Annotated in this window: 21 protein-coding genes; 12 read left to right on the top strand and 9 right to left on the bottom strand. The window is 62.7% G+C overall.

Going from position 1 to position 24,475, the window contains the following annotated elements:
* Positions 1-26: 26 nt before the first annotated feature.
* Positions 27-989 carry an AEC family transporter gene (locus J5N58_RS08420; RefSeq protein WP_244710446.1) on the top strand — a complete coding sequence of 321 codons (963 nt, stop codon included), beginning with the start codon at positions 27-29 and terminating at the stop codon, positions 987-989.
* On the opposite strand, the gene J5N58_RS08415 is transcribed toward J5N58_RS08420, so the two are convergent.
* Positions 966-2,168, bottom strand: a complete 1,203-nt coding sequence (locus tag J5N58_RS08415) for a UbiH/UbiF family hydroxylase (RefSeq protein ID WP_244710444.1) — start codon at positions 2,166-2,168, stop codon at positions 966-968. The two genes, J5N58_RS08420 and J5N58_RS08415, sit on opposite strands and share 24 nt — an antisense overlap.
* 194 nt (positions 2,169-2,362) lie before the next feature.
* Between J5N58_RS08415 and pcsA the strand changes: the two genes are divergently transcribed.
* From pcsA to J5N58_RS08370, 9 genes are all read left to right on the top strand, one after another.
* The gene (pcsA, locus tag J5N58_RS08410; RefSeq protein WP_113439014.1) at positions 2,363-3,103 is read left to right on the top strand and encodes a phosphatidylcholine synthase; all 741 of its coding nucleotides are present in this window, start codon (positions 2,363-2,365) and stop codon (positions 3,101-3,103) included.
* Between the two features lie 138 nt (positions 3,104-3,241).
* Complete coding sequence (locus J5N58_RS08405) at positions 3,242-4,789, top strand: ABC transporter ATP-binding protein (RefSeq protein ID WP_113341049.1); 1,548 nt, start codon at positions 3,242-3,244, stop codon at positions 4,787-4,789.
* Positions 4,779-5,870 (top strand): ABC transporter permease, encoded by a 1,092-nt coding sequence (locus J5N58_RS08400; RefSeq protein ID WP_112831427.1) that lies wholly within the window; start codon positions 4,779-4,781, stop codon positions 5,868-5,870. The genes J5N58_RS08405 and J5N58_RS08400 overlap by 11 nt, the downstream gene beginning before the upstream one ends.
* Positions 5,867-6,787, top strand: coding sequence for an ABC transporter permease (locus J5N58_RS08395; RefSeq protein ID WP_244710442.1), 921 nt, complete (start codon positions 5,867-5,869; stop codon positions 6,785-6,787). Before J5N58_RS08400 ends, J5N58_RS08395 begins: the two co-directional genes overlap by 4 nt.
* Positions 6,788-6,824: 37 nt before the next feature.
* On the top strand, positions 6,825-7,898 hold the full coding sequence (locus J5N58_RS08390) for a BMP family ABC transporter substrate-binding protein (RefSeq protein ID WP_244710440.1): 1,074 nt from the start codon (positions 6,825-6,827) through the stop codon (positions 7,896-7,898).
* 133 nt (positions 7,899-8,031) lie between these two features.
* Positions 8,032-9,393, top strand: coding sequence for a bifunctional UDP-N-acetylglucosamine diphosphorylase/glucosamine-1-phosphate N-acetyltransferase GlmU (glmU, locus tag J5N58_RS08385; protein ID WP_244710438.1), 1,362 nt, complete (start codon positions 8,032-8,034; stop codon positions 9,391-9,393).
* Positions 9,394-9,502: 109 nt separating this feature from the next.
* Positions 9,503-11,329 (top strand): glutamine--fructose-6-phosphate transaminase (isomerizing), encoded by a 1,827-nt coding sequence (gene glmS / locus J5N58_RS08380; protein ID WP_113438210.1) that lies wholly within the window; start codon positions 9,503-9,505, stop codon positions 11,327-11,329.
* Complete coding sequence (locus J5N58_RS08375) at positions 11,326-11,829, top strand: GNAT family N-acetyltransferase (protein ID WP_244710436.1); 504 nt, start codon at positions 11,326-11,328, stop codon at positions 11,827-11,829. The genes glmS and J5N58_RS08375 overlap by 4 nt, the downstream gene beginning before the upstream one ends.
* Positions 11,830-11,839: 10 nt before the next feature.
* A complete protein-coding gene (locus J5N58_RS08370; protein ID WP_244710434.1) occupies positions 11,840-12,535 on the top strand; it encodes a DUF502 domain-containing protein in 696 nt (231 codons plus the stop codon).
* Here the strand turns inward: J5N58_RS08370 and J5N58_RS08365 are convergent.
* The 3 genes from J5N58_RS08365 to recG form a co-directional block, all read right to left on the bottom strand.
* Positions 12,525-13,079, bottom strand: coding sequence for a hypothetical protein (locus J5N58_RS08365; RefSeq protein WP_244710432.1), 555 nt, complete (start codon positions 13,077-13,079; stop codon positions 12,525-12,527). The two genes, J5N58_RS08370 and J5N58_RS08365, sit on opposite strands and share 11 nt — an antisense overlap.
* A gap of 1 nt (position 13,080) precedes the next feature.
* The gene (locus tag J5N58_RS08360; RefSeq protein WP_244710430.1) at positions 13,081-13,275 is read right to left on the bottom strand and encodes a hypothetical protein; all 195 of its coding nucleotides are present in this window, start codon (positions 13,273-13,275) and stop codon (positions 13,081-13,083) included.
* A gap of 87 nt (positions 13,276-13,362) precedes the next feature.
* Positions 13,363-15,468, bottom strand: a complete 2,106-nt coding sequence (recG, locus tag J5N58_RS08355) for an ATP-dependent DNA helicase RecG (RefSeq protein ID WP_112831434.1) — start codon at positions 15,466-15,468, stop codon at positions 13,363-13,365.
* A gap of 98 nt (positions 15,469-15,566) precedes the next feature.
* Here recG and J5N58_RS08350 point away from each other — a divergent pair, with 98 nt between their 5' ends.
* Positions 15,567-15,884, top strand: coding sequence for a succinate dehydrogenase assembly factor 2 (locus J5N58_RS08350; protein WP_112831435.1), 318 nt, complete (start codon positions 15,567-15,569; stop codon positions 15,882-15,884).
* Positions 15,881-19,396, top strand: coding sequence for a transcription-repair coupling factor (gene mfd / locus J5N58_RS08345; protein ID WP_244710428.1), 3,516 nt, complete (start codon positions 15,881-15,883; stop codon positions 19,394-19,396). The genes J5N58_RS08350 and mfd overlap by 4 nt, the downstream gene beginning before the upstream one ends.
* A gap of 27 nt (positions 19,397-19,423) precedes the next feature.
* Here the strand turns inward: mfd and J5N58_RS08340 are convergent, their stop codons facing one another.
* The 5 genes from J5N58_RS08340 to bmt all read right to left on the bottom strand — a co-directional run bounded on the left by J5N58_RS08340 (position 19,424) and on the right by bmt (position 24,405).
* The gene (locus J5N58_RS08340) at positions 19,424-20,629 is read right to left on the bottom strand and encodes an ABC transporter permease (protein WP_113443764.1); all 1,206 of its coding nucleotides are present in this window, start codon (positions 20,627-20,629) and stop codon (positions 19,424-19,426) included.
* Entirely contained in the window at positions 20,619-21,332 is a 714-nt protein-coding gene (locus J5N58_RS08335) for an ABC transporter ATP-binding protein (protein ID WP_112831439.1), read from the bottom strand. The genes J5N58_RS08340 and J5N58_RS08335 overlap by 11 nt, the downstream gene beginning before the upstream one ends.
* A gap of 10 nt (positions 21,333-21,342) precedes the next feature.
* The gene (locus J5N58_RS08330; protein ID WP_112831440.1) at positions 21,343-22,638 is read right to left on the bottom strand and encodes an efflux RND transporter periplasmic adaptor subunit; all 1,296 of its coding nucleotides are present in this window, start codon (positions 22,636-22,638) and stop codon (positions 21,343-21,345) included.
* 257 nt (positions 22,639-22,895) lie between these two features.
* Positions 22,896-23,249 carry a hypothetical protein gene (locus J5N58_RS08325; RefSeq protein WP_113438214.1) on the bottom strand — a complete coding sequence of 118 codons (354 nt, stop codon included), beginning with the start codon at positions 23,247-23,249 and terminating at the stop codon, positions 22,896-22,898.
* 139 nt (positions 23,250-23,388) lie between these two features.
* Positions 23,389-24,405 (bottom strand): betaine--homocysteine S-methyltransferase, encoded by a 1,017-nt coding sequence (gene bmt, locus J5N58_RS08320; protein WP_112831442.1) that lies wholly within the window; start codon positions 24,403-24,405, stop codon positions 23,389-23,391.
* Between the last annotated feature and the right edge of the window lie 70 nt (positions 24,406-24,475).

The following is a 24,475-nucleotide window of genomic DNA, read 5'->3' as shown; positions in this document are numbered from 1 at the left end:
GCCGGGGGCGTGGAGGAGAGGCGGCCATGGGGGACATCATCGCGCTGGTTCTGCCCTTCTTCGGGCTGATCCTGATCGGCTATATTTCCGGAAAGCTGTCGAAGCATGAAGCCGGCGCGCTCGGCTGGCTGAACTTCTTCGTCATCTATGTCTCGCTGCCGTCGCTGTTCTTCAAGCTGGTTTCGCGCACGCCGGTCTCCGAACTGACCCGTATCGATTTCATCGCCGCCGCGATGGCCGCTACATACGGGATCTTCCTGCTTGTCTTCCTGATCGGAAGGCTCGTGCGCGGCAATTCGATCGCCGATTGCACGGTACAGGCGCTCGCCGGTGCTTACGGCAATATCGGTTACATGGGTCCCGGTCTTGCGTTGCTTGCTTTCGGAGAAGCGGCGGCCGTGCCGGTGGCGCTGATTTTCTGCTTCGAGAACGCTGCCCATTTCATCGCTGCCCCCGCGCTGATGGCCTTTGCCGGCGGGGAGGAACGCCGGCCCGCGCGGGTGGCGCTCGATGTGGCGAGGAAGATCGCCTATCACCCTTTCATCATCGCAACGGCCATCGGTTTTCTTGCCGCCGCACTGTCGTTCGAACCGCCGCTCGCGCTGCAGCGGCTGATCGACTATCTGGCGCAGGCGGCCGCGCCTTGCGCCTTGTTCGCGATGGGTGTGACGCTGGCGCTCAGGCCCCTGAAGCGCGTTCCCGTCGAGCTCGGCTACATCGTTCCAATCAAACTCCTGATCCATCCGCTGCTGGTCTATGTCGTCTTGAGCCTTGCCGGCAATTTCGACCCACTGTGGGTCTATACCGCAGTGCTGCTCGCATCGCTGCCAACGGCCACCAATGTCTTCGTGATCGGCCAGCAATACGGCGTCTGGCAGGAGCGCGCCTCGGCGACGATCCTGATTACGACGCTCATTTCGGTGCTGTCGGTCTCGGGCCTGCTCTACGCGATCAAATCCGGCGCCTTACCGCCGGATCTTTTCCCGTAGGAAATTCGGGAAGGCGCTAAGGCTGTGGCCGGGCGCAACGCCCTCATGCATCACCAGATTTCGGAGCGGTGCGAAGCTTGCAAGGATCTGCAGGCCGGTGGCGCGCAGCATCTGGACCGGCAACAGGCTGGACAAAAGCGAACGGTTCAGGAGATCGACGCTTGCCGTGCGCGACAATACATCGAGCTTGCGACGTCCGTCGAAACGATCGCCGGCGCGGGCGTCGATGCGAGCGCCAGAACGGTCCGTGAGAATATCTTCAAGCGTGGAGATATCGCGAAGGCTGAGGTTCAGACCCTGTGCGCCGATCGGCGGAAAGGCATGGCCGGCTTCGCCGATGAAGGCCGCGCGGCCCTTGCCGTAACGATTGGCGGTCATGCCGGAAAGCGGCCAGGCCTGAACGCCTTCCTCGACGGTGACTTTGCCCAGCATGGATTGCATGCGGGTTTCGACCGCCTCGGAAAGGGCGGCGAGGGAAAGACCCAGCAGACGCTCGGCCTCCTTTGGGTCGACCACCCAGACGAGGCTGGAGCGTAAACCGGGCAGGGGCACCTGGGTGAAAGGACCGCTCTCGCCATGGAATTCGGTCGAGGTGTTCTGATGCGGCAGCGTGTGGGCGAAATTCAGCACCACCGCCGTCTGCGGATAGGACCATGTGCGGACACCGACACCCGCCGCCTCACGCGTCTTCGATTTGCGGCCGTCGGCGCCGATAACGAAATCGGCCTCCAGTTCCTCACCGCCGGCAAGCACTATCCTGACCCTGTCGGCATCGACAGCAATGTCCTCTGCGATGGAACGGAAAACCGCGATCCGGGTTTCGGCCTCCACGGCCTTGCCCAAGACATCGTTCAACGCAGTGTTGGGAATATTGTAGCCAAAAGCTTCCAGCCCGATTTCCGCGCTGCGGAAGGCGACGGTCGGGGCGCGCAAAAGCCGCTTCGTACCGTCGATGATCTGCATCGTCGAAAGCGCTGCCGCATGCGGCCGGATTGCGTCCCACAGGCCAAGCCGCTCCATCATGCGGATCGACTGATCCATCAGCGCCGTTGTGCGGCCATCGGTCGCCGCCGCCTTCGGCGCAATCAGGGCGACGCTGCGTCCCGCCCGTGCCAGTGCGATAGCGGCAACGGAACCGGCGAGCCCTCCGCCCACCACGGCAATATCGAAATGTGTCATGTCATGCATCCAATTCTTCCGACATGCATTCTAGTCTGGTGAACCGGCGAAATCCATGGGCCGATTTGGCGCATCGCACCGCCGGATGGCTGGAGGAACCTTGACAAAACACAGGAGGCCACGCGCTTGCAGTTGCAAAAGCGCGGATTTCATCGGATACCGATGCGCAGTCTGAAGGGGGCGACACGGCGAACATGAAGATCTTCAATTACCGGCGGGTTCCTTATGCCGAAATCCGTGCCTTCTCCGTCCATATCCTGACAGCATCGGGCTCCTTCCTCGCGTTCCTCGGTGTCGTTGCCGCAGCCGAACAGCGATTCGTCGACATGTTCTGGTGGCTTGGCCTTGCGCTTCTCGTCGATGGCATCGACGGGCCGATCGCCCGCAAGGTGCGCGTCAAGGACGTGCTGCCGAACTGGTCCGGCGACACTCTGGACAATATCATCGACTACGTCACCTATGTTCTCCTGCCGGCGTTCGCGCTCTACCAGAGCGGCATGATCGGGGAACCCTGGTCCTTCCTCGCGGCGGGCATGATCGTCGTGTCGAGCGCGATCTATTATGCGGATACCGGCATGAAGACGGACGAGTACTTCTTCTCGGGCTTTCCGGTCGTCTGGAACATGGTCATCTTCACCCTCTTCGTCATAGATGCGGATGCCAATACCGCGCTCATCATCGTGACGATCTCCGTCATCCTGACCTTCCTGCCGATCCACTTCCTGCATCCGGTGCGTGTCGAGCGTCTGCGCCCTCTCAATCTCGGCCTGTTCCTCTTGTGGAGCGCGCTCGGGATCTATGCGCTGCTCCTGCATTTCCAGACGCCGTTCTGGCTGAAGATCGCCTTCTCCGCGTCCGGCCTCTACCTCTATTGCATCGGCGGCGTGCTGCAGCTCTTCCCGGCTCTCGGCAGCCGGCGCATCAAGCACCGATAATGCAGTGCAAAAAAACCTAAAAAGTCTGCGACATCAGTTGCCGGACGCGGCAAACGCGTTATCAATATGACGGCATCGATCCGGACCAGGGACAAGATCCGGCGACAATAACAAGGGGGACACGTGTCGAATACCGACATGACGGCGGCCGATTCGCTTCTTGCAGTGCAGGGGCTTACCAAACTGTTCGGCAGCTTCACCGCTTGCAACGGCATCGACCTGAATATCCGCCGCGGCGAAATCCATGCGCTGCTCGGCGAAAACGGCGCCGGCAAATCGACCCTGGTCAAGATGCTGTTCGGCATTCTCGCACCATCCGCCGGCACGATTTCCTGGCAGGGCGAGCAAGTCTCCATCCCGTCTCCGGCTGCCGCCCGCAAGCTCGGCATCGGCATGGTCTTCCAGCATTTTTCGCTGTTCGAGGCGCTGACGGTCGCGGAAAACATCGCGCTGGCGCTCGACGAAGCCGTATCGATTTCGGAAATCTCGAAGAAGGCCGCCGAGCTTTCCACGGCCTATGGCCTGCCGCTCGACCCTGAGGCCCATGTGGCCGATCTCTCCGTGGGCGAACGCCAGCGCATCGAGATCGTGCGCGCGCTTCTGCAGAACCCACGGCTGATTATTCTCGACGAGCCCACATCGGTCCTCACCCCGCAGGAAGCCGACAAGCTGTTCGAAACCCTGTTCAAGCTCAAGGCCGAAGGGCGCTCGGTGCTTTATATCAGCCACAGGCTGGAAGAGGTTCAGCGCATCTGCGACGGCGCCACGGTTCTGCGCCATGGCAAGGTGACGGGCCAGTGCGATCCGCGCGCGGAGACGCCAGCCTCGCTTGCCCGCATGATGGTGGGTTCGGAGGTGGCCGGCGTGCATCGCGACGACGACACGCCGACCGGCGAAGTGCTGCTGGAGACACGGCACCTGTCGGTCAGCCCGCGCACACCCTTTGCGATGGCGCTCAAGGACGTATCCCTCAGGGTCAGAGCCGGCGAGGTGCTGGCGATCGCGGGTGTCGCCGGCAACGGTCAGGGCGAGCTTTTCGACGCGCTTTCGGGCGAGCACGCGGTCGATGACAACGAGGCTGTCCGGATTCGTGACCGGGCGGTCGGGCGGCTCGGCATCTCGGCGCGCAGGCTGATGGGCGCCGGCTTCGTTCCCGAGGAGCGTCACGGCCATGCCGCGGTTCCGGCGCTTTCGCTGTCGGACAACCTGCTGCTTGCGCGCAATCGTTCCGACGCCCAGGCCTTTCTCGCCGGGGGAGCGTTGAAGCTCATCCGCCACGACACGGTTCGCAAGGCGGCGCAGCGGATTTCCGAGGCGATGGATGTACGCAAGAGCGGCGTCGATCCGGCCGCCGGTTCGCTTTCCGGCGGCAACCTGCAGAAATTCATCGTCGGTCGCGAACTCGACCGGCAGCCGGCGGTCCTGGTGGTCAACCAGCCGACCTGGGGCGTGGATGCAGGGGCGGCCAGCCGCATCCGGCAGGCGATCGTCAATCTTGCCCGCTCTGGCTCCGCCGTGGTGGTCATCAGCCAGGATCTCGACGAGATCTTCGAAGTGGCGACGAGCATTGCCGCCATTTCCGAGGGCAAGCTGTCCGAGGCCTATCCGGCGGCAACGATGACACGCGAAAAGATCGGCCTGCTGATGGGCGGCATGCACGGGCTGGAGACCGCCGATGCGCATTGAACTCGAAAAGCGCGCCCGCATGTCGGGTCTCTTCGCCATCGTCTCGCCGCTGCTGGCGCTGGTTCTGACGGTGTTCTTCGGGGGCGTGATGTTCGCGCTGCTGGGCAAGGACCCGGTATCGGCGCTCTACAGCTTCTTCATCGAGCCGCTGCTCGAGGTCTGGTCGCTGCACGAGCTTGCGATCAAGGCCGGTCCGCTGATCCTGATCGCCGTTGGGCTATCGATCTGTTATCGCTCGAACAACTGGAACATCGGCGCGGAAGGGCAGTTCACCATCGGCGCGATCACCGGTTCGTTCCTTCCGGTCGTCTTCTACGAATGGCACTCGCCTCTGCTCCTGCCGCTGATGATGGCGATGGGGGCACTCGGCGGCGCGCTTTACGCCGCCATTCCGGCGCTCTTGAAGACCCGATTCAACACCAACGAGATCCTGACCAGCCTGATGCTGGTCTATATCGCGCAGCTCTTCCTCGATTGGCTGGTGCGCGGCGCGTGGCGCGACCCGCAGGGCTACAACTTTCCCCAGAGCCGCAGCTTCGTGACGGAAGCCGTGCTCCCCGAGATGCTTGCCTCCGGCCGCGCCCATTGGGGCTTTGCCTTCGCCATCATTGCCGCCGTCGGCATCTGGTTCATGATGCGCTACACGCTGAAGGGTTTTCAGGTCGTGGTGCTCGGACAGTCGGAACGGGCAGGGCGCTTCGCCGGCTTCTCGTCCCGCGGCATGGTCTGGTTCTCGATGCTGCTTTCGGGCGCCTTTGCCGGACTTGCCGGGATTTCCGAGGTCTCCGGTTCCATCGGACACCTGCAGCCGTCGATTTCGCCGGGCTACGGTTTCACGGCGATCATCGTCGCTTTCCTCGGCAGGCTCAATCCGCTCGGCATCATCGCTGCCGGCCTCGTGCTGGCCCTGACCTATCTCGGCGGCGAGGGGGCTCAGCTTTCGATCGGGGTGTCCGACAAGGTGACCCGCGTCTTCCAGGGGCTGCTGCTGTTCTTCGTGCTCTCCTGCGACACGCTGATCCACTACAAGATCCGGATCGTGGCGTCCAAGGCCCGGTCTGTGATCGGCAAAGGTGCATGATGATTCTGGAAGCCATCCTCCTCACCGTCATCACCGCCTCAACGCCTCTGGTCATCGCCGCACTCGGCGAACTCGTCACCGAACGCTCGGGCGTGCTCAACCTCGGCGTCGAGGGGATGATGATTATCGGCGCGGTCTGTGCCTTTGCAGCCGCCCACACAACCGGTTCCCCGTTTCTCGGCATTGTCGCCGGAATCGCTTCGGGTGCCGTCTTCTCGCTGTTCTTCGGTTTCCTGACGCTCACGCTTGTCGCCAACCAGGTGGCAACCGGCCTTGCGCTGACCATTCTGGGCCTCGGCGTCTCGGGCATGCTGGGCGAGAGCTTCGTCGGCGTGCCGGGCGTCAAGCTGCAGTCGATCACCATTCCGCTGCTTGCCGACATTCCCTTCCTCGGACCGCTGCTGTTCAAGCAGGACCTGATCTTCTACCTGTCGATTTTGCTGGTCGTCGGGGTCAATTGGTTCCTGTTCGCGACGCGGGCGGGGCTCAAGCTGCGCGCCATCGGCGACAATCACGCCTCGGCGCATACGCTCGGCATCCATGTGATCCGTACCCGCTATCTCGCCGTCATGTTTGGCGGCGCCTGCGCGGGTCTCGCCGGCGCGCAACTTTCGCTCGTCTATACGCCCCAATGGGTGGAGAACATGTCCGCAGGACGCGGCTGGATCGCGCTCGCGCTGGTGGTCTTCGCCTCCTGGCGGCCCTGGCGGCTGCTGGCCGGCGGCTATCTCTTCGGCGCCGTCACGATCGGGCAATTGCATGCGCAGGCATTCGGCATTGGTTTACCCTCGCAGTTTCTCTCGGCGCTGCCCTATGCAGCGACCATTGTCGTCCTGATTATAATTTCCCATAATCGGCGCACGACGCTCATCAACACACCGGCCTCGCTTGGCAAGCCTTTCGTGCCGGATCGGTAAAGTTCAACAAAATCAACAAACCAGGATAGGGGTTATCATGAAGAAACTGTTTCTGGCACTGGCTGCCACGACCGCCGCGCTCGGCGGTCTCGCCGGCACCGCCGCAGCGGAAGACAAGACCAAGGTCTGCTTTGTCTATGTCGGCACCAAGACCGACGGCGGCTGGACGCAGGCGCATGACATCGCCCGGCAGGAGCTGCAGGCTCACTTCGGCGACAAGATCGACACGCCGTTCCTCGAAAGCGTTCCGGAAGGCCCGGACGCCGAGCGCGCCATCGAGCGTCTCGCCCGTTCCGACTGCAAGCTGATCTTCACCACGTCCTTTGGCTTCATGGACGCGACCATCAAGGTCGCCGCCAAGTTCCCCGACGTGAAGTTCGAGCACGCAACCGGCTTCAAGACCGCCGACAACGTCGCAACCTACAATTCCCGCTTCTATGAAGGTCGCTACATTCAGGGCGTCATCGCCGGCAAGGTGTCCGAAAAGGGCCTCGCAGGCTACATCGCCTCCTTCCCGATCCCGGAAGTCGTGATGGGCATCAACGCCTTCGAACTTGGCGCCAAGTCGGTCAACCCGAACTTCAAGATGAAGGTCATCTGGGCCAACACATGGTTCGACCCGGGCAAGGAGGCTGACGCCGCCAAGGCTCTCATCGACCAGGGCGTCGACATCCTGACCCAGCACACCGACACCACCGCCCCGATGCAGGTTGCACAGGAGCGCGGCATCAAGGCCTTCGGCCAGGCTTCCGATATGATCGCCGCCGGTCCGAACACCCAGCTGACCGCGATCAAGGACACCTGGGCCTCCTATTACATCAAGCGCACCCAGGCGCTTCTCGACGGCACCTGGAAGACGCAGCAGAGCTGGGACGGGCTGAAGGACGGTATCCTGACGATGGCGCCGTACACCAACATGCCGGATGACGTGAAGGCGCTTGCCGAAGCGACCGAAGCCAAGATCAAGTCGGGCGAACTGCATCCGTTCACCGGCCCGATCGACAAGCAGGACGGCACGCCGTGGCTGAAGGAAGGCGAGAAAGCCGATGACGGCACGCTGCTCGGCATGAACTTCTATGTCGAAGGCGTCGACGACAAGCTGCCGCAATAATTTCAAGCCGCAATGATTTTTGAAAAGGGCGCCGTCCTGCGGCGCCCTTTTTGTTCTTTGTTCCGGTGAAGCCTTGCTGCTATGTACCGGGCCGAACAACAATTTCCTGAATCGGAACCTTGCCGGAGCAACCATGAGCCGCAGCTGTCTCGCCGTCATCCTCGCCGCAGGCGAAAGCACCCGCATGAAGTCCTCGATGTCGAAGGTGCTGCATCCGGTGGCGGGCCGGCCGATGATCGCCCATGTGATGGCCACCATCGCCGCTTCGGGTATCGCGGACGTCGCTCTCGTCGTCGGCCGCGATGCGGAAAAGGTTGCGAAGGCCGCGAGCGTCTCCGGCGTCGACGTCACGCCCTTCGTCCAGACGGAGCGGCTCGGCACCGGTCATGCGGTGCTGGCGGCTCGCGAGGCGATTTTCCGCGGCTATGACGATATCCTCGTCGCCTATGGCGATGTGCCGCTGATTACCGCCGCACCGCTGATCGCCGCGCGCGAGGCGCTGGCGAAGGGCAACGACGTCGCCGTCATCGGCTTCCACACCGACAGGCCGACCGGCTATGGCCGTCTCCTCGTCGAAAACGGCGAGCTCGTCGCCATCCGCGAGGAAAAGGATGCGAGCGAGGAAGAGCGCGCCGTCACATGGTGCAACAGCGGACTGATGGCAATCGACGGCAAGAAGGCGCTCGATCTTCTTTCGCGGATCGGCAATGCCAACGCCAAAGGTGAATATTACCTGACCGATATCGTTGAAATCGCCCGCGCGCTTGGCGGCCGCACGGTCGCCGTCGACGCACCGGAGGCCGAGCTGACCGGCTGCAACAATCGCGCGGAACTCGCTGCCATCGAACGCCTGTGGCAGGAACGTCGCCGGCATGAACTGATGATTTCCGGCGTTTCGATGATCGCGCCGGAAACCGTTTTCCTCTCGTACGACACGGTGATCGGACAGGATGCCCTGATCGAGCCGAACGTCGTCTTCGGGCCCGGCGTGGTGATCGAGGGGGGCGCGGTCATCCATGCCTTTTCGCATATCGAGGGCGCCCATGTGGCGGCCGGCGCATCGGTCGGACCCTTTGCGCGCCTGAGGCCCGGCGCCAATCTGGCGGAAGGCTCCAAGGTCGGCAATTTCTGCGAGGTGAAGAAGGCCGAGATCGGCAAGGGCGCCAAGGTCAATCACCTGACCTATATCGGCGACGCGACGGTCGGTGCGGACGCCAATATCGGCGCCGGCACGATCACCTGCAACTACGACGGCATCAACAAGCACGAGACCCATATCGGGGCGCGCGCCTTCATCGGCTCCAACTCGGCTCTGGTGGCGCCCGTATCCGTCGGGGACGATGCGTTCGTCGCCTCCGGCAGCGTCATTACCGAGGACGTTCCGGCCGATGCGCTGGCGCTCGGACGCGCCCGGCAGGAAATCAAGCCGGAACGCGCCAAGGCGATCCGCGAACGCAATCAGGCACTGAAGGCCGCCCGTGCCGGCAAATCCTAAATGCTGCGGTTGCGTAACGCAGCGAAACCGAATGTGACCGCCGGTCCGATTGCGGAAATCGCGAAAAGCGATAGGACTGGCGCACGAGTTCACCCAGACGGAGAAATCTATGTGCGGTATTGTCGGTATTGTCGGTAACCAGCCGGTTGCGGAACGCCTCGTCGATGCGCTGAAGCGGCTCGAATATCGCGGTTATGATTCCGCCGGCGTCGCGACCATCGACAACGGCGTGATGGAGCGCCGCCGGGCCGAGGGCAAGCTCTTCAATCTCGAAAAGAAGCTCGATGGCGAACCGCTCCCCGGCACCATCGGTATCGCTCACACCCGCTGGGCGACCCATGGCGTGCCGAACGAAACCAATGCCCATCCGCATTTCGTCGATGGCGTCGCCGTCGTGCACAACGGCATCATCGAGAATTTCTCCGAACTCAAGGACGAACTGATCGCCGACGGCGCCGTGTTCTCCACCCAGACCGATACGGAAGTCGTCGCCCAACTGATCGCGAAGTACCGCCGGCAGGGTCTCGACAACCGTGCGGCGATGCTTGCGATGCTGAACCACGTCACCGGCGCCTATGCGCTGGTCGTGATGTTCGCCGACGATCCCGACACGATCATGGCAGCGCGTTTCGGACCTCCGCTGGCGGTCGGCTTCGGCAAGGGCGAGATGTTCCTCGGCTCCGACGCCATTGCGCTTGCTCCCTTCACCAACGAGATCGCCTATCTGGTCGATGGCGACTGCGCGATCCTGCACCGGAATGGCGCCGAGATCATCGACTTCGCCGGCAATCCGGTCGAACGCCCGCACCAGATCTCGCAGGCGACCGCTTTCGTCGTCGACAAGGGCAACCACCGGCATTTCATGGAAAAGGAAATCTACGAACAGCCGGAAGTGATCTCCCACGCGCTTTCGAACTATGTCGACTTCCACGGCCACACGGTAAAGCCGGTCGATGCGGCCATCGACTTCAAGTCCCTGCGCGGGCTTGCCGTTTCGGCCTGCGGCACGGCCTATCTCTCGGGCCTCGTCGGCAAGTACTGGTTCGAACATTATGCCCGCCTGCCAGTGGAGATCGACGTCGCCTCCGAATTCCGTTACCGCGAAATGCCGCTCTACAAGGATCAGGCGGCGCTGTTCATCTCGCAGTCCGGCGAGACCGCGGATACGCTCGCTTCCTTGCGCTACTGCCACGAGCAGGGCCTGAAGATCGGCGCGATCGTCAACGTCAAGGAATCGACCATCGCCCGGGAATCCGATGCGATCTTCCCGATCCTCGCCGGCCCGGAAATCGGCGTCGCCTCGACCAAGGCCTTCACCTGCCAGCTCGCCGTGCTCGCCTCGCTTGCAATTGCCGCCGGCAAGGCGCGCGGCACCGTTTCGCCTGAGGAAGAGAAGCAACTGGTCAAGAGCCTCTCCGAGATGCCGCGCATCATGAGCCAGGTGCTGAACAGCATCCAACCGCAGATGGAAAGCCTCGCCCGCGACCTGTCAAAGTTCAAGGATGTGCTCTATCTCGGCCGCGGCACGAGCTTCCCGCTCGCCATGGAAGGCGCGCTGAAACTCAAGGAAATCTCCTATATCCACGCCGAGGGCTATGCGGCCGGGGAACTGAAGCATGGCCCGATCGCGCTGATCGACGAAAACATGCCGGTGATCGTGATCGCGCCCTACGACCGCTTCTTCGAGAAGACGGTTTCCAACATGCAGGAAGTGGCGGCCCGCGGTGGCCGGATCATCTTCATCACCGACGAGAAGGGGGCGGCAGCCTCCAAGCTTGAGACCATGGCGACCATCGTGCTGCCCAACGTCGCAGAGATCATCTCGCCGATGGTTTTCGCCCTGCCGATCCAGTTGCTTGCCTATCACACGGCGGTCTTCATGGGGACCGACGTCGACCAGCCACGCAATCTCGCCAAGTCGGTCACCGTGGAATGATGATCCGGGACGAGGCGGTCGGTGACGAAGCTGCAATCGGGGACGTCACCGCGGCTGCCTTTGCCGACATGCCCTACAGCGACCAGACGGAGCCACAGATCATCGAGCGGCTGCGCACCGCCCGTGCCCTGACGGTTTCCCTGGTTGCAGAGGAGGCCGGCGAGATCGTCGGTCATGTCGCCTTTTCGCCGGTGACGTTCCCGAGCGGCGCGCCCGGCTGGTACGGGCTCGGACCGGTGTCGGTAAAACCCGATCGACAGAGACAGGGCATCGGCTCTGCCCTTATCAACGAAGGACTGCGGCGCCTGAAGGCGCTCAATGCCCGAGGCTGCATCCTTGTCGGCTATCCCGACTATTACAAGCGCTTCGGCTTTGCTTCCTGCCCGACCCTGAAAGTGGAGGGGGTTTCACCGGAATATTTACTGGCATTGCCCTTGCGTGGGCCAGTACCCTCCGGCATTGTCGCCTTCCATCCGGGATTTTACGGCGACGCAACATAGACAGCGAGCGATGAACGAGACTTCCGACCGCATCTCCGTCGCAACGCGGCTCAGAAACAATTTCCTGACCGGCCTCATCATCTGCGCGCCGGTGACGATCACCATCTGGCTGACCTGGACCTTCATCCACTGGGCGGACAGCTGGGTGAAGCCCTATATCCCCGAGCGCTACAACCCGGAAAGCTACCTGAAATTCGCGGTACCGGGGCTCGGCCTGCTGATCGCGCTGGTCGTCATCACGCTGATCGGCTTTCTCGGCAAGAACCTGATCGGCCGGTCGATCGTCGATTTCGGCGAGCAGATCTTCCATCGCACGCCGCTCGTCCGCACCATCTATAAGAGTGTCAAGCAGATCTTCGAAAGCGTGCTGAAGGACCAGTCGTCCTCGTTCAAGAAGGTCGGCCTGATCGAGTTTCCGAGCCCGGGCATGTGGGCGCTCGTGTTCATCGCGACCGATGCCCAGGGAGAAATCGCCGCAAAGCTGAACGAGGACGGCGTTGAGATGGTTGCCGTCTTCCTGCCGCCAACACCGGTGCCGACTGCAGGTTTCCTGATGTTCGTGCCACGCGACAAGATCAAGATGCTCGACATGACGCCGGAGGAGGGGGCCAAGCTGCTGATTTCAGGCGGCCTCGTCATACCGGACTATAAGTCAACACCGGCCGTTCCTCAGACCACTCCCAACGAAGCGGAATTCAACTCCTGATATAGGTCTTCCGCCAGGTTTCGACATCTATAACGACACCGGCCCAGGCGCAGACGGTTGCTACCGAGCGAAGATATTTCATCTCCGGGCTGCTGATATAGATGTCCATTCTGGCGATCTCGTCGCGATATGAGTAGGCGATGTTGTAAAGATTATCGATGTCCACCGCGGTCCGATAGATCTTGATGAAATCGGCTTTGTCGTACTCATAGATCGTGGCCTTGTTGTCGCGAATATCGGCAACGATGGTGTTACTGAAGCGTGGAAAGAGCGCGATCCGAATCTGTCCCCGCCACTCCTCGATATCTTTTCCCCAACGCTCCAACTGTTCGGAGAAAGTTTCACACTCCTGCTTGAGAACGCCAATCAGGAACTCGACCTCGACATCGGCCTTGCCGCACTTCACGGTAACGTTTCCGCCGGTCCGATCGATGACGGGACTGCAGTTGCCCTTCGTTTCCGCGGATTGCGCTTCTGCGATGCCTGGCGGGAAGAAGACCGCAAGTGCGACCGCGCTGACATGAAGGGATATCGTGCGCCACATCTCATTTGCTACCGATGTTCACATCGCCACCGGCACCGACAACAACAGGGCTATCGCTCCCCGCTGTACTGATACGATATTCACTACCGGTGTCGTTGTTGGAGAAAATGGCCGTGTAGTCGACAACGACTGATGCAACGGCAGCGATCGCTGCAATAACGCCCGCGACAGCACTCGCGGCCCTCACCTTTTCCATGGCGACACAATCTCCCAGTCGGAACGCCTCAAAAAATAAAAGCAAAAGCGCGTACGGGAATCGAGTAGCCACAAAGAGGTAGTGCGGTCAGCCCGCCCTCAAAAACCTTATCGCCTCGTCCCTGCGATGGAGGTAGAGAAGTACCCGGATTGCCTGACCGCGGGGGCTTTCCAGATCGGGGTCGCGCTCCAGAAGATAGCTCGCATCCTTGCGGGCGATGTCCAGAAGATCGGCATGGGCCTCGAGGCTGGCGATCTTGAAGCCGGGCGTGCCGGACTGACGGGTGCCGAGCAATTCGCCTTCGCCCCGCAGCTTCAGGTCCTCTTCTGCAATGAGAAAACCGTCCTCGCTGTCACGCAGCACCGAGAGGCGGGCGCGGCCGTTCTCCGACAGCGGTCCCTTGTAGAGCAGGATGCAGGTCGATGCCTCGTCGCCGCGACCGACGCGGCCACGGAGCTGATGTAATTGTGCCAGACCGAAACGCTCGGCATGTTCGATCACCATGATCGATGCGTCGGGAACGTCCACGCCGACCTCGACGACCGTGGTCGCCACCAAAAGGCGGGTCTCGCCCGACTTGAAGGCAAGCATGGCCGCATCCTTTTCCGGGCCGCTCATGCGGCCATGGACGAGACCGATAGGCGCGCCGATGGCTTTCGAAAGCACCGCATGGCGCTCCTCGGCCGACATCAGGTCGGAAACATCGGATTCCTCGACCAGCGGGCAGATCCAGTAGGCTTTCTTGCCATCGGCAATGGCAGCGCGCAGCCGGTCGACGATCTCGCCGGTGCGCTCGCTCGATACGGTCACCGTCTGGATCGGCTTGCGGCCGGCGGGTTTTTCCGTGAGCTTGGACACGTCCATGTCGCCGAAGGCGGCCAGCACCAGCGTGCGCGGGATCGGCGTTGCCGTCATCACCAGCATGTGGGGCGAGATGCCCTTGGCGGTCAACCGCAGGCGCTGATGCACGCCGAAGCGATGCTGCTCGTCGACAACGGCCAGCATGAGGTTCTTGTAGCTCACCGTGTCCTGAAAGAGCGCATGGGTACCGATGACGATCTGGGCTTCACCGGAGGCTATGCGTTCGGTGATCGTATCGCGCTCGCGGCCCTTGGTGCGGCCGGTCAGGACCTCGATACGGAGGCCTGCTGCGGCGGCGAATTTCGAGACCGTCGCATAGTGCTGACGGGCGAGGATTTCCGTCGGGGCCATCAGCACCGCCTGTCCGCCGCTTTCGACGACAGCCGCCATGGCAAGCAGGGCAACCAGCGTCTTGCCGGCGCCGACATCACCCTGCAGCAGGCGCAGCATGCGGGTATCGGAACCCATGTCCTTGAGGATATCGCCCATCGCTTCCGTCTGGCTGCGAGTCGGGGAAAAGGGCAGGGCGGCCAATATCTTCGACGACAATTCTCCATTCGGACGAACCGGCGTGCCGGGCACCTTGCGCAGGCGCTGGCGAACGAGCGCCAGCGATACCTGGCCTGCAAGGAACTCGTCATAGGCGAGCCGTCGACGGGCAGGCGCCTGAGGATCGACGTCGGCCGCATCGCGGGGATGATGCAACTGGCGGAAACTTTCCCTCGGCGTCGGGAAGGACTGCTGGACGGTCAAGGCGGGATCGGCCCATTCCGGCAGGTCGGGAACGCGCTCCAGCGCATGCTCCACCGCCTTGCGCAGCACCTTGGGCGACAGGCCGGCCGTCAGCGGATAAACCGGCTCGACCAGCGGCAGGTTCTCCGCCTCGCTCGCCTTCATCATCACGTCGGGATGCACCATGGAGGGACGGCCGTTGAACCAGTCGATCTTGCCGGAGACTATGACCTCCTCATCGATCGGCAGCGCCTTTTCCAGCCAGTTGCCCTTGGCGCGGAAGAAGGTCAGCGCCAGTTCGCCGGTCGGATCGTGCAGGAAGACGCGATAGGGCATGTTGGACTTGCCGCGCGGCGGCGGCTGGTGGCGGTCGACACGGCCGGTCACGGTGACGATAGCGCCCTGCGGGGCAAGGGCGATGCCGGGCTGGTTGCGGCGATCGATCAGCCGGTGAGGCGCCAGAAACAGGAGATCCACGACGCGCGCATCCTCGACGTCCTCCCGGCCCAGCAGGCTCGCCAGCAATTGCGCAAGCTTGGGCCCAACGCCGGAAAGCGAGGCAACGGAGGAAAACAGGGGGTCGAGAAGCGCTGGCCGCATGATGGGCGCCAAAATGGCCCGAGAATTACCGCCTTGGCAAGGCTGACATTTCCCGATCGAGCGGCTATAGAGGCGCATCAACAGGAAGGTGTTTCGACATGACAGGATTGACCCTCAGCAGTGCCGATCTCGATCCGCGCCGCCGTCGCATTCTGTTTCGCTGCTGGCATCGCGGCATTCGCGAGATGGACCTGATCCTCGGACAGTTCGCGGAAGCGGAAATCGGCACGATGGATGAGGCGACGCTCGACGAGCTGGAGCGCATCATGGCCGAGGAAGATCAGGACCTCATCAAGTGGATCACGGAAGCGGCGCCCGTTCCGGATCACCTGAAGACCCCGCTCTTCGAGCGGATCATGGCCTGTCGCCCAGATTTCTCGCCGGTTACCATGGACACCGCCGGACGCCCGGAATGATCTCGCTACTCGATGCCAAGACGATCGCCGCCGCCAGGTCCGGGCTGACGATCTCGCATGTGCCGGATGGCATGGTCGCGTTCCTGATCGCCGAGATTGCGCGGCAGGGGCAGCCTGTCGCCTTTGTGCTGTCGGACGGCCAGCGCATGGCCGATATCGAACAGATGCTCGGCTTCGCCGCGCCGGATATTCCGGTTCTGACGTTACCCGCCTGGGACTGCCTGCCCTATGACCGAGTATCGCCATCGGCCGATGTCTCGGCGCGCCGTCTCGCCGCCTTGTCCGGGCTGATCGCGCATGCGAGGAAGCCGCACCCGGCCATCGTTCTGGTCACCGTCAACGCGATGCTGCAGAAGCTCGCGCCGGCCGACGTGATCGAGCATCTGGCGTTTTCCGCCAAGCCCGGCAATCAGGTGCGGATGGACGATATCGCAGCAAGGCTCGAACGCAACGGCTTCGACCGGGTGCCGACCGTGCGCGAGGTCGGCGAGTTCGCCGTCCGCGGCGGCATTCTCGACGTCTTCGTGCCCGGTTCGGAAGAACCGGTCCGCCTCGATTTCTTCGGCGATACGCTGGAAAGCATCCGTTTCTTCGATCCGGCCAGCCAGCGCACCACCGGGCAGGCACGTTCCCTCGATCTCAATCCGATGAGCGAGGTGACGCTGACCCCGGAAAGCATCAGCCGCTTCCGCAAGAACTACCTTTCGCTGTTCGGTGCGGCCACCCGCGACGATGCGCTTTATTCCGCCGTCTCCGAAGGACGCCGCTACGCCGGCATGGAACACTGGCTGCCGCTGTTCCACGATCATCTGGAAACGGTATTCGACTATCTCCGAGGCTTCCGCATCGTCACCGACCATACGGTGAAGGAAGCGGCGGAAGAACGCGCCAAGCTGATCCGCGACTATTACGAGGCGCGACTGAATTCCGGGACACCCGGCAAGGGGCATCTGGGGCAGGGCACGCCCTACAAGCCGGTGCCACCCGAACGGCTCTATCTCGGCGCCGGCGAATTCGCACGCATGCTGGATGCCCATGAACCCCTGCGGCTCACACCCTTTGCCGAACATGACGGCGAAGCGCGCCGGGTGATCGAGATACCGGCGCGGCCGGGCCCCCGCTGGGCGAAGAATGCGGTCGAGGCCGGAGAGGCTGACGGTCAGGCGCGTGTGAACGTCTTCGACCAGGCGGTGAAATACATCGCCGATAAGAGGGCTTCCGGCGCCAAGGTGCTGATTACCGGCTGGTCGGAAGGCTCGCTCGACCGATTGCTGCAGGTGCTCGCCGAGCACGGGCTCGCCAATCTCAAGCAGATCACGGCCCTCAAGGACATTGACGGCCTGAAGAAGGGCGAGGCGGCAACGGCCGTTCTCAGCCTGGAAGGCGGTTTCGAATCCGGCGATCTCGTCGTCGTCGGCGAACAGGACATTCTCGGCGACCGCATGGTGCGCCGTTCCAAGCGGCGCAAGCGGGCAGCCGACTTCATTTCGGAAGTGGCGGGCCTCGACGAGGGCTCGATCGTCGTTCATGCCGAACACGGCATCGGCCGTTTCGTCGGCCTTCGCACCATCGAGGCCGCCGGCGCTCCGCATGCCTGCCTCGAACTGCAATATGCCGACGACGCCAAGCTGTTCCTTCCGGTCGAGAACATCGATCTTCTGTCGCGGTACGGCTCCGAGGCGAGCGACGCGCAGCTCGACAAGCTCGGTGGCGGCGCATGGCAGATGCGCAAGGCCAAGCTCAAGAAGCGGCTGCTCGACATGGCGGGCGCCCTGATCCGCGTCGCTGCCGAGCGCATGACACGCACCGCACCGGTTCTGACGACGCAGGAGGGCCTTTACGACGAATTCGCCGCCCGTTTCCCCTATGACGAGACGGAAGACCAGCTGAACGCGATCGAGGCGGTGCGGGGCGATCTCGGCGCCGGCCGGCCGATGGACCGGCTGGTCTGCGGCGATGTCGGTTTCGGCAAGACCGAAGTGGCGCTGCGTGCCGCCTTCATCGCCGCCATGAACGGCATACAGGTCGCCGTCGTCGTTCCGACGACACTCCTTGCCCGCCAGCATTTCAAGACCTTTACCGAGCGCTTCCGCGGCCTGCCGATCCGGGTGCAGCAGGCATCCCGTCTGGTGGGTACGAAGGAGCTCAACCTCGTGAAGAAGGAGGTTGCGGAAGGCAAGACCGATGTCGTGGTCGGCACCCATGCACTGCTCGGCGCGGGCATCCAGTTTGCCAATCTCGGACTTCTCATCATCGACGAGGAGCAGCACTTCGGCGTCAAGCACAAGGAGCGGCTGAAGGAACTGAAGACCGACGTGCATGTGCTGACGCTTTCGGCGACCCCGATCCCGCGGACGCTGCAGCTTGCCATGACCGGCGTGCGCGAACTTTCGTTGATTACCACGCCGCCGGTCGACCGCATGGCGGTGCGCACCTTCATCTCGCCCTTCGATCCGCTCGTGATCCGCGAAACCCTGATGCGCGAGCATTATCGCGGCGGCCAGAGCTTCTACGTCTGCCCGCGGCTTGCCGATCTCGCGGATATCCAGGCCTTCCTGCAGTCCGACGTGCCGGAACTGAAGGTCGCCATCGCCCATGGCCAGATGCCGGCGGGTGAACTCGAAGACATCATGAACGCCTTCTACGATGGCAAGTACGACGTGCTGCTGTCGACCACTATCGTCGAGTCCGGCCTTGACGTACCGACTGCCAACACTCTCATCGTGCATCGCGCCGACATGTTCGGCCTGGCGCAGCTCTATCAGTTGCGCGGCCGCGTCGGGCGTTCCAAGGTGCGCGCCTTCGCGCTCCTGACGCTTCCCGTCAACAAGGTGCTGACGACCACGGCCGAACGTCGCCTCAAGGTCCTGCAGTCGCTCGATACGCTCGGTGCCGGATTCCAGCTTGCAAGCCACGACCTCGACATTCGCGGCGCGGGCAACCTGCTCGGCGAGGAACAGTCCGGTCACATCAAAGAAGTCGGTTTCGAGCTTTACCAGCAGATGCTGGAGGAAGCCGTTGCCGAAGTGAAGGGCGTGGACGAAGTGGCCGATACCGGCTGGTCGCCGCAGATCTCCGTCGGCACGTCGGTGATGATCCCGGACGACTACGTGCCGGACCTGCATCTGCGCCTCGGCCTTTACCGTCGTCTCGGCGAGCTCACCGAACTCGGCGACATCGACGCCTTCGGCGCGGAAATGATCGACCGGTTCGGACCGCTGCCCCCCGAAGTGCAGAGCCTGCTCAAGGTGGTCTACATCAAAGCGCTCTGTCGCAAGGCCAACGTCGAAAAGCTGGAAGCCGGTCCGAAAGGCGTGGTCGTGCAGTTCCGCAACAAGGAATTCCCGAACCCGGCTGCTCTCGTCGGCTTCATCGCCAAGCAGGGCACCATGGCGAAGATCCGCCCGGACCAGAGCGTCTTCCTCACCCGCGACCTGCCGACCCCGGACAAGCGGCTGGCAGGCGCAGCGATGGTGATGACGCAGCTTGCGCAGCTTGCAACGGCAGCGTGATACGCGCCGGCCCCCAGACTCGTCCGCCTATTCGTGCCTCAGCGCGTCGATGGGATTGAGCTGAGCCGCCCGTCTCGCAGGGAAATAGCCGAAGACCATGCCGATTGCGGCAGAGAAGGCGAAGGCCAGCAGGATAATGGAGGGGCTGGTGACGAAAGGCACACCCATATAGCTTACCGCTCCATAGGCGAGGCCGAGGCCGAGCAGTATGCCGATGATCCCGCCGGCAAGCGAGAGCGTCACCGCCTCGACGAGAAACTGCATCAGCACCTGCTGTTCCAGCGCACCGATGGCGAGACGAATGCCGATCTCGCGGGTCCGCTCGGTCACCGACACCAGCATGATGTTCATGATGCCGATGCCTCCGACGAGAAGGCTGACGGCGGCGACCGCGCCGAGAAGGCCGGTCATCAAGGTGGTTGTCCCGGTGAGCGTCGCGGCCATCTGGGTCATGTCGTTGACGGTGAAATCGTCCTCGCGACCGGCGATGATCTTGCGCCGCTCGCGCAGCAAGCGCTCGACATCGGCCTGCACCTTGGAGGTGGAAACGCCGTCCTTTGCCGAAAGGATCACGCTCGACACGTCGCTCGATCCGCCGATGCGCCGCTGGAAGACCTTGAGGGGCATGACGACGATATCGTCCTGGTCATTGCCCATGCCGCTCTGGCCCTTTTTCGCGAGTATGCCGATAACCTGGCAGGAGATCGTGCCGACGCGAATGTTCTGCTCAAGCGCGGGCGTCGAACCGAACAGCTCATTGCGGATGGTTTCGCCGATCACGCAGACCGACTGTCCGCCGCGCTCCTCCGAAACGAGGAAGGAGCGGCCCTTGGCAAGGTCCCAATCCTGCGCAACGAAATAATCGCTGGTGGTGCCGGTGACCGTGGTCGAGTGGTTCTCGCCGCCGAAGATGACGGTCTGGGTCGACTGGTTGACGCCGGCCACGGCCCGAAGCCCGCCGACCTGGTCCTCGATGGCCTGAATATCCCGTTCGGTGAATTTCTTCGCTTCCGTGCTGGCACGGCCCGGGCCGAACTGCCCGGGGCGCACGAAGAGAAGATTGGTGCCGAGCTTGGAGATTTCAGCCGAGACCTGCGCCGTCGTGCCATTGCCGATCGTTACCATGGCGATGACGGCGGCAACGCCGATCACCACGCCCAGAACGGTCAGGAACGAGCGAAGCATGTTTCGCCCGATCGCCCTCAGGGCCAGTTTTACGGTCTCAAGAAACATCGGCGCGAACTCCGTTCAGGCTGTCGCTCTGGAGACGTCCGTCGACGAAGCGCAGGTTGCGCCTGGCATAGGCGGCGATGTCGTCCTCATGGGTCACCATGATGACCGTGATGCCTTGCTCGCGGTTAAGGCCGGTGATGAGTTCCATGATCTCGCGGCTGGTCTTGGTGTCAAGGTTACCCGTGGGCTCATCCGCCAGCAGGACCGCCGGGCTGGTGACGATCGCCCTCGCGATCGCGACGCGCTGCTGCTGGCCGCCGGAAAGCTCCTGCGTCGTATGGTGTTCGCGCCCCGCAAGGCCGACCTGCGCCAGCGCGACTTCCGCCAGACGCCGACGCTCGCGTGCCTCCATGCCGCGATAGATCAGCGGCAGCTCGACATTCTCGACGGCCGAGGTGCGGGCGAGAAGGTTGAACCCCTGGAACACGAAGCCCAGCATGTGGCGGCGCAGCAACGTATGCTGGCTGCGATCCAGCCCCGAGGTGGCGATACCCTGGAACAGGTATTCGCCTGACGTCGGCACGTCCAGCCAGCCGAGGATGTTCATGGCGGTCGACTTTCCCGAGCCGGAAGGACCCATGATCGCCACGAACTCATGCTTCTCGATGGTCAGGTCGATGCGGTCCAGCGCACGGATCGTCGCTTCTCCGCGTCCGTAGGTCTTCGATACCTGCTTGAACTCGATGAGGGGAGGGGTCGCCATGGGGCCGCCTTCAACCGCTCTTCGCCGTGGCGTCGGTAATCAGCAGATCGCCTTCGGAGAGGTCACCCTTGGTCACGACCGTATTCTGTCCGTCGCTGGAACCGATTTCGATGTTGATTGCGGTCGGAACATTGTTGCGCATGACCCAGACGGTACGCGCCCCACCCTCTGGTTCCGGAGCAGTGATCGAACCCATGCGCGGCGGACGAAACAGGCTAAACATGCCACTTCCGCTGCCGCTCTTCGCCGTCAGGTTTTCCGGCGGCGTATAGCGTAGCGCGGTGTTCGGCACGAGCAGCGCATCCTTGATCGACTGCACCACGATATCGGCGGTGGCCGTCATGCCCTGGCGGAGCAGCAGGTCGTTGTTGTGCACCGCCAGTATGCCCATATAGGTGACCACGTCATTGACCGTCTCCGACGCATAACGGATCTGGGTGATTTCCGCGGGAAAGCGCTTGTCCGGGAAGGCGTCGACCGTGAAGGTGGCCTTCTGACCGACGGCGACCTGGCCTACATCCGCCTCGTCGATATCGACCTGCAATTCCATTTCCTTGAGGTCGCCGGCAATGTTGAAAAGGGTCGGCGCTTCGAGGGAAGCGGCAACGGTGGCGCCCGGATCGACATCACGCGACAGGACGATACCGTCGATCGGCGATATGATCGTCGCTTTCGAGAGGGTAACCCTCGACTGTTCCAGTTCCGCCTCGGCCGCGAGAACGTTGGCTTCGGCGCTTTCCTTCGTCGCGACGGCCGCCTCGTAGGTATAGCGGGCCGAATCGAGATCCTGCTGGGTGGAGACACGGTTGCCGACCAGGCTTTTTTGCCGTTCCAGCGAGACCTGCGCGGAATTCATGTCGGCCACGGCCTTGGCAACGGCCGCCTTGGAGGCGAGCAGGGCGGCTTCGGCGCTCTTGACGTCGGCCTCGAACTTCGCCGTGTCAAGACGTGCGATCACCTCGCCCTTCCGAACAGTGCTGTTGTAATCGGCCAGCACTTCGCGCACCGTGCCGGACTGCTCGCTCGACACGTCCACCTGCACCGTCGGCTCGACAGAACCTGTTGCCGTCACGATGACCGTGAGGTCTCCCTTCTTTGCTGCAGAGGTGGTGTAAGTGTAGGCCGTCGCCTCGCTGCTGTAGAGGTAATAGCCATATCCCGCACCGATGATCGCAGCGGCCGCAAGCCCCCGCCACAGCCAGCGCCTGCCACCTCCGCGTTTGCCGCCGCTTGCAAGAATGGCTGCGAGGTCGCCGCTGTCCACGGGGGTTGGGGTGGCCTTGGTGCTGTCGTCGTCGCTGCTCATTTCTGACCCGTTTTCGTTATCTCACGTATCGGTACCGCATGAAACCGCAGCCGGTATTGACCCGTGTCAACTTCCCTTGAAGATTGCTTTCCGGGGATCGGCACTCAACCGGGTTGCGCGAACCTACTCGCTGTGTCCCACAGTCGTCGGCCGGTTTGAAGTGAATTCTTGGTAATGGTGGACGGACACACAAACGGGGCCGCCACCCGAGCGGGACGGACGACGATTTTCTCTGAAGCGCAAGAAAAGGAAGACGGTTATACCGCCGCTTTCGGATAGGCCCGATCAAGACCGCCGGATCGTGTCAGGCCGTTACGGAAAGCAATATAGGCGGGATGCTGGCTCGATCGTGCGGCCTCCGTCAGCCGCATCTGCAGCCGCGAGGGTGCATTCTGGCCAAGCCATTCGCCCGAGCGCTCGAGCTTGAGGCTGTTCAGGAACCGGGCCTCGGATGCGCGGTCCAGATAGAGGTAAAGGCCTTCGAGCAGGCAATCGTCCTGCTGCGAGTTTTCGAACAGAAGGGCGAGAAAGTTCCGGTCGGCCTCACTCATGCCAGAAAGCTTGTCGGCAACGGTTTCGCGATCCGGAAAACGTGTCTGCTGGGCGGACATGGACTGTCTCCCTCCTTGCTGTCGGTTTGGTTCAACGGCCTGAACACTTCAAGACCATCCGAAGATTGCCCGAGCCTTGCCGTGGACCTCCGTCAGACGGAGCGATGCCGGCAAAGCCGGCATTGCCAGGTGCCGCAGATCAGCCACGACGGCGGCTGCGACGGCCGCCTTCCTGCTCACCCGATTGGGAGGCCGTCTTGTTGCGCAGCGGTCCGATTCGCTCGACGATGGTCTCGATGGTCGGACGGGGCCCCGGTGTATAGCTGTCGAGCGCCGAACGCATGGCGGCAAGGTGATTGCACGAGGTGCCGCAGCAGCCGCCGATGATCTTCGCCCCGGCATCGCGCGCAAGCTTTGCATATTCCGCCATCAGAGGCGGCGTACCGGAATAATGAATTTCCGAGCCACGGAATTCCGGGATGCCGCAATTGCCCTTGACGATGACCGTCGCTGCCGGATCGGCGGCCGTCATGTCCAGAAGGCTGGCCAGAATGTCGGAGGCGCCTACGCCGCAATTGGCGCCGACAGCCACCGGACCATCGCCAATATCCTTTGCAACACCATGGATATCCTTGGGATCAAGGCCCATCATGGTGCGGCCGGCGGTGTCGAAGGAGCCGGTGTAGATGTAGGGCAGGCCAACCTTGACGGCCGCCTCGGCCGCCGCGCGGATCTCCTCCGGCGACGACATGGTCTCGATCCAGGCGATATCGATGCCACCGGCCTTCAAGCCTTCCATCTGTTCGGCGAAGGCGGCGACCGCATCCTCGAAGGTCAGCGCGCCAAGCGGCTGCAGCAGTTCACCCGTCGGCCCGACCGAGCCGCCGACGATCACCTTGCGCGGCGCCTTGTCGGCAACCGAGCGGGCGATTTCGGCCGCCTTCCTGTTGAGCCCGAAAACCCGATCCTCCGCCTTGTGCAGCTTCAGACGGTGGCGCGTGCCGCCGAAGGAATTGGTCAGGATGATGTCAGCGCCCGCATCGACGAAATCCTGATGCAGCTTGACGATCTTTTCAGGCTGGCTCTCGTTCCAAAGCTCCGGCGCCTCGCCAGCCTCCAGCCCCATAGCGAAGAGATTGGTGCCGGTGGCGCCGTCGGCGAGCAGAACGCCTTTCTCGGCCAGGAGTGTGGAAAGCGGATTGGTGGCGGTCGCCATGGTTCTGTCCTCTGATCTCATATGCACCACCATATAAAGAAATCTTTATATGACTGCAATGGCTGGCGCG

Source organism: Paenirhizobium cremeum (assembly GCF_022884085.1).
In the GTDB taxonomy this organism is placed as follows: domain Bacteria; phylum Pseudomonadota; class Alphaproteobacteria; order Rhizobiales; family Rhizobiaceae; genus Allorhizobium; species Allorhizobium cremeum.
Note: the sequence above shows the minus strand (reverse complement) of the source record. Positions and strands in the feature narration are given on the sequence as shown.

Coding starts and splice junctions, on each gene's coding strand:
- bmt (WP_112831442.1), bottom strand. CDS start 24,405: ATGGCGACCGCCACCAATCCGCTTTCCACACTCCTGGCCGAGAAAGGC.
- J5N58_RS08340 (WP_113443764.1), bottom strand. CDS start 20,629: ATGTTTCTTGAGACCGTAAAACTGGCCCTGAGGGCGATCGGGCGAAAC.
- J5N58_RS08360 (WP_244710430.1), bottom strand. CDS start 13,275: ATGGAAAAGGTGAGGGCCGCGAGTGCTGTCGCGGGCGTTATTGCAGCG.
- pcsA (WP_113439014.1), top strand. CDS start 2,363: ATGAAGATCTTCAATTACCGGCGGGTTCCTTATGCCGAAATCCGTGCC.
- J5N58_RS08330 (WP_112831440.1), bottom strand. CDS start 22,638: ATGAGCAGCGACGACGACAGCACCAAGGCCACCCCAACCCCCGTGGAC.
- glmU (WP_244710438.1), top strand. CDS start 8,032: ATGAGCCGCAGCTGTCTCGCCGTCATCCTCGCCGCAGGCGAAAGCACC.
- mfd (WP_244710428.1), top strand. CDS start 15,881: ATGATCTCGCTACTCGATGCCAAGACGATCGCCGCCGCCAGGTCCGGG.
- J5N58_RS08400 (WP_112831427.1), top strand. CDS start 4,779: ATGCGCATTGAACTCGAAAAGCGCGCCCGCATGTCGGGTCTCTTCGCC.
- J5N58_RS08405 (WP_113341049.1), top strand. CDS start 3,242: ATGACGGCGGCCGATTCGCTTCTTGCAGTGCAGGGGCTTACCAAACTG.
- J5N58_RS08415 (WP_244710444.1), bottom strand. CDS start 2,168: ATGACACATTTCGATATTGCCGTGGTGGGCGGAGGGCTCGCCGGTTCC.
- J5N58_RS08325 (WP_113438214.1), bottom strand. CDS start 23,249: ATGTCCGCCCAGCAGACACGTTTTCCGGATCGCGAAACCGTTGCCGAC.
- J5N58_RS08335 (WP_112831439.1), bottom strand. CDS start 21,332: ATGGCGACCCCTCCCCTCATCGAGTTCAAGCAGGTATCGAAGACCTAC.
- J5N58_RS08365 (WP_244710432.1), bottom strand. CDS start 13,079: ATGTGGCGCACGATATCCCTTCATGTCAGCGCGGTCGCACTTGCGGTC.
- J5N58_RS08375 (WP_244710436.1), top strand. CDS start 11,326: ATGATGATCCGGGACGAGGCGGTCGGTGACGAAGCTGCAATCGGGGAC.
- J5N58_RS08395 (WP_244710442.1), top strand. CDS start 5,867: ATGATGATTCTGGAAGCCATCCTCCTCACCGTCATCACCGCCTCAACG.
- J5N58_RS08390 (WP_244710440.1), top strand. CDS start 6,825: ATGAAGAAACTGTTTCTGGCACTGGCTGCCACGACCGCCGCGCTCGGC.
- J5N58_RS08370 (WP_244710434.1), top strand. CDS start 11,840: ATGAACGAGACTTCCGACCGCATCTCCGTCGCAACGCGGCTCAGAAAC.
- glmS (WP_113438210.1), top strand. CDS start 9,503: ATGTGCGGTATTGTCGGTATTGTCGGTAACCAGCCGGTTGCGGAACGC.
- recG (WP_112831434.1), bottom strand. CDS start 15,468: ATGCGGCCAGCGCTTCTCGACCCCCTGTTTTCCTCCGTTGCCTCGCTT.
- J5N58_RS08420 (WP_244710446.1), top strand. CDS start 27: ATGGGGGACATCATCGCGCTGGTTCTGCCCTTCTTCGGGCTGATCCTG.
- J5N58_RS08350 (WP_112831435.1), top strand. CDS start 15,567: ATGACAGGATTGACCCTCAGCAGTGCCGATCTCGATCCGCGCCGCCGT.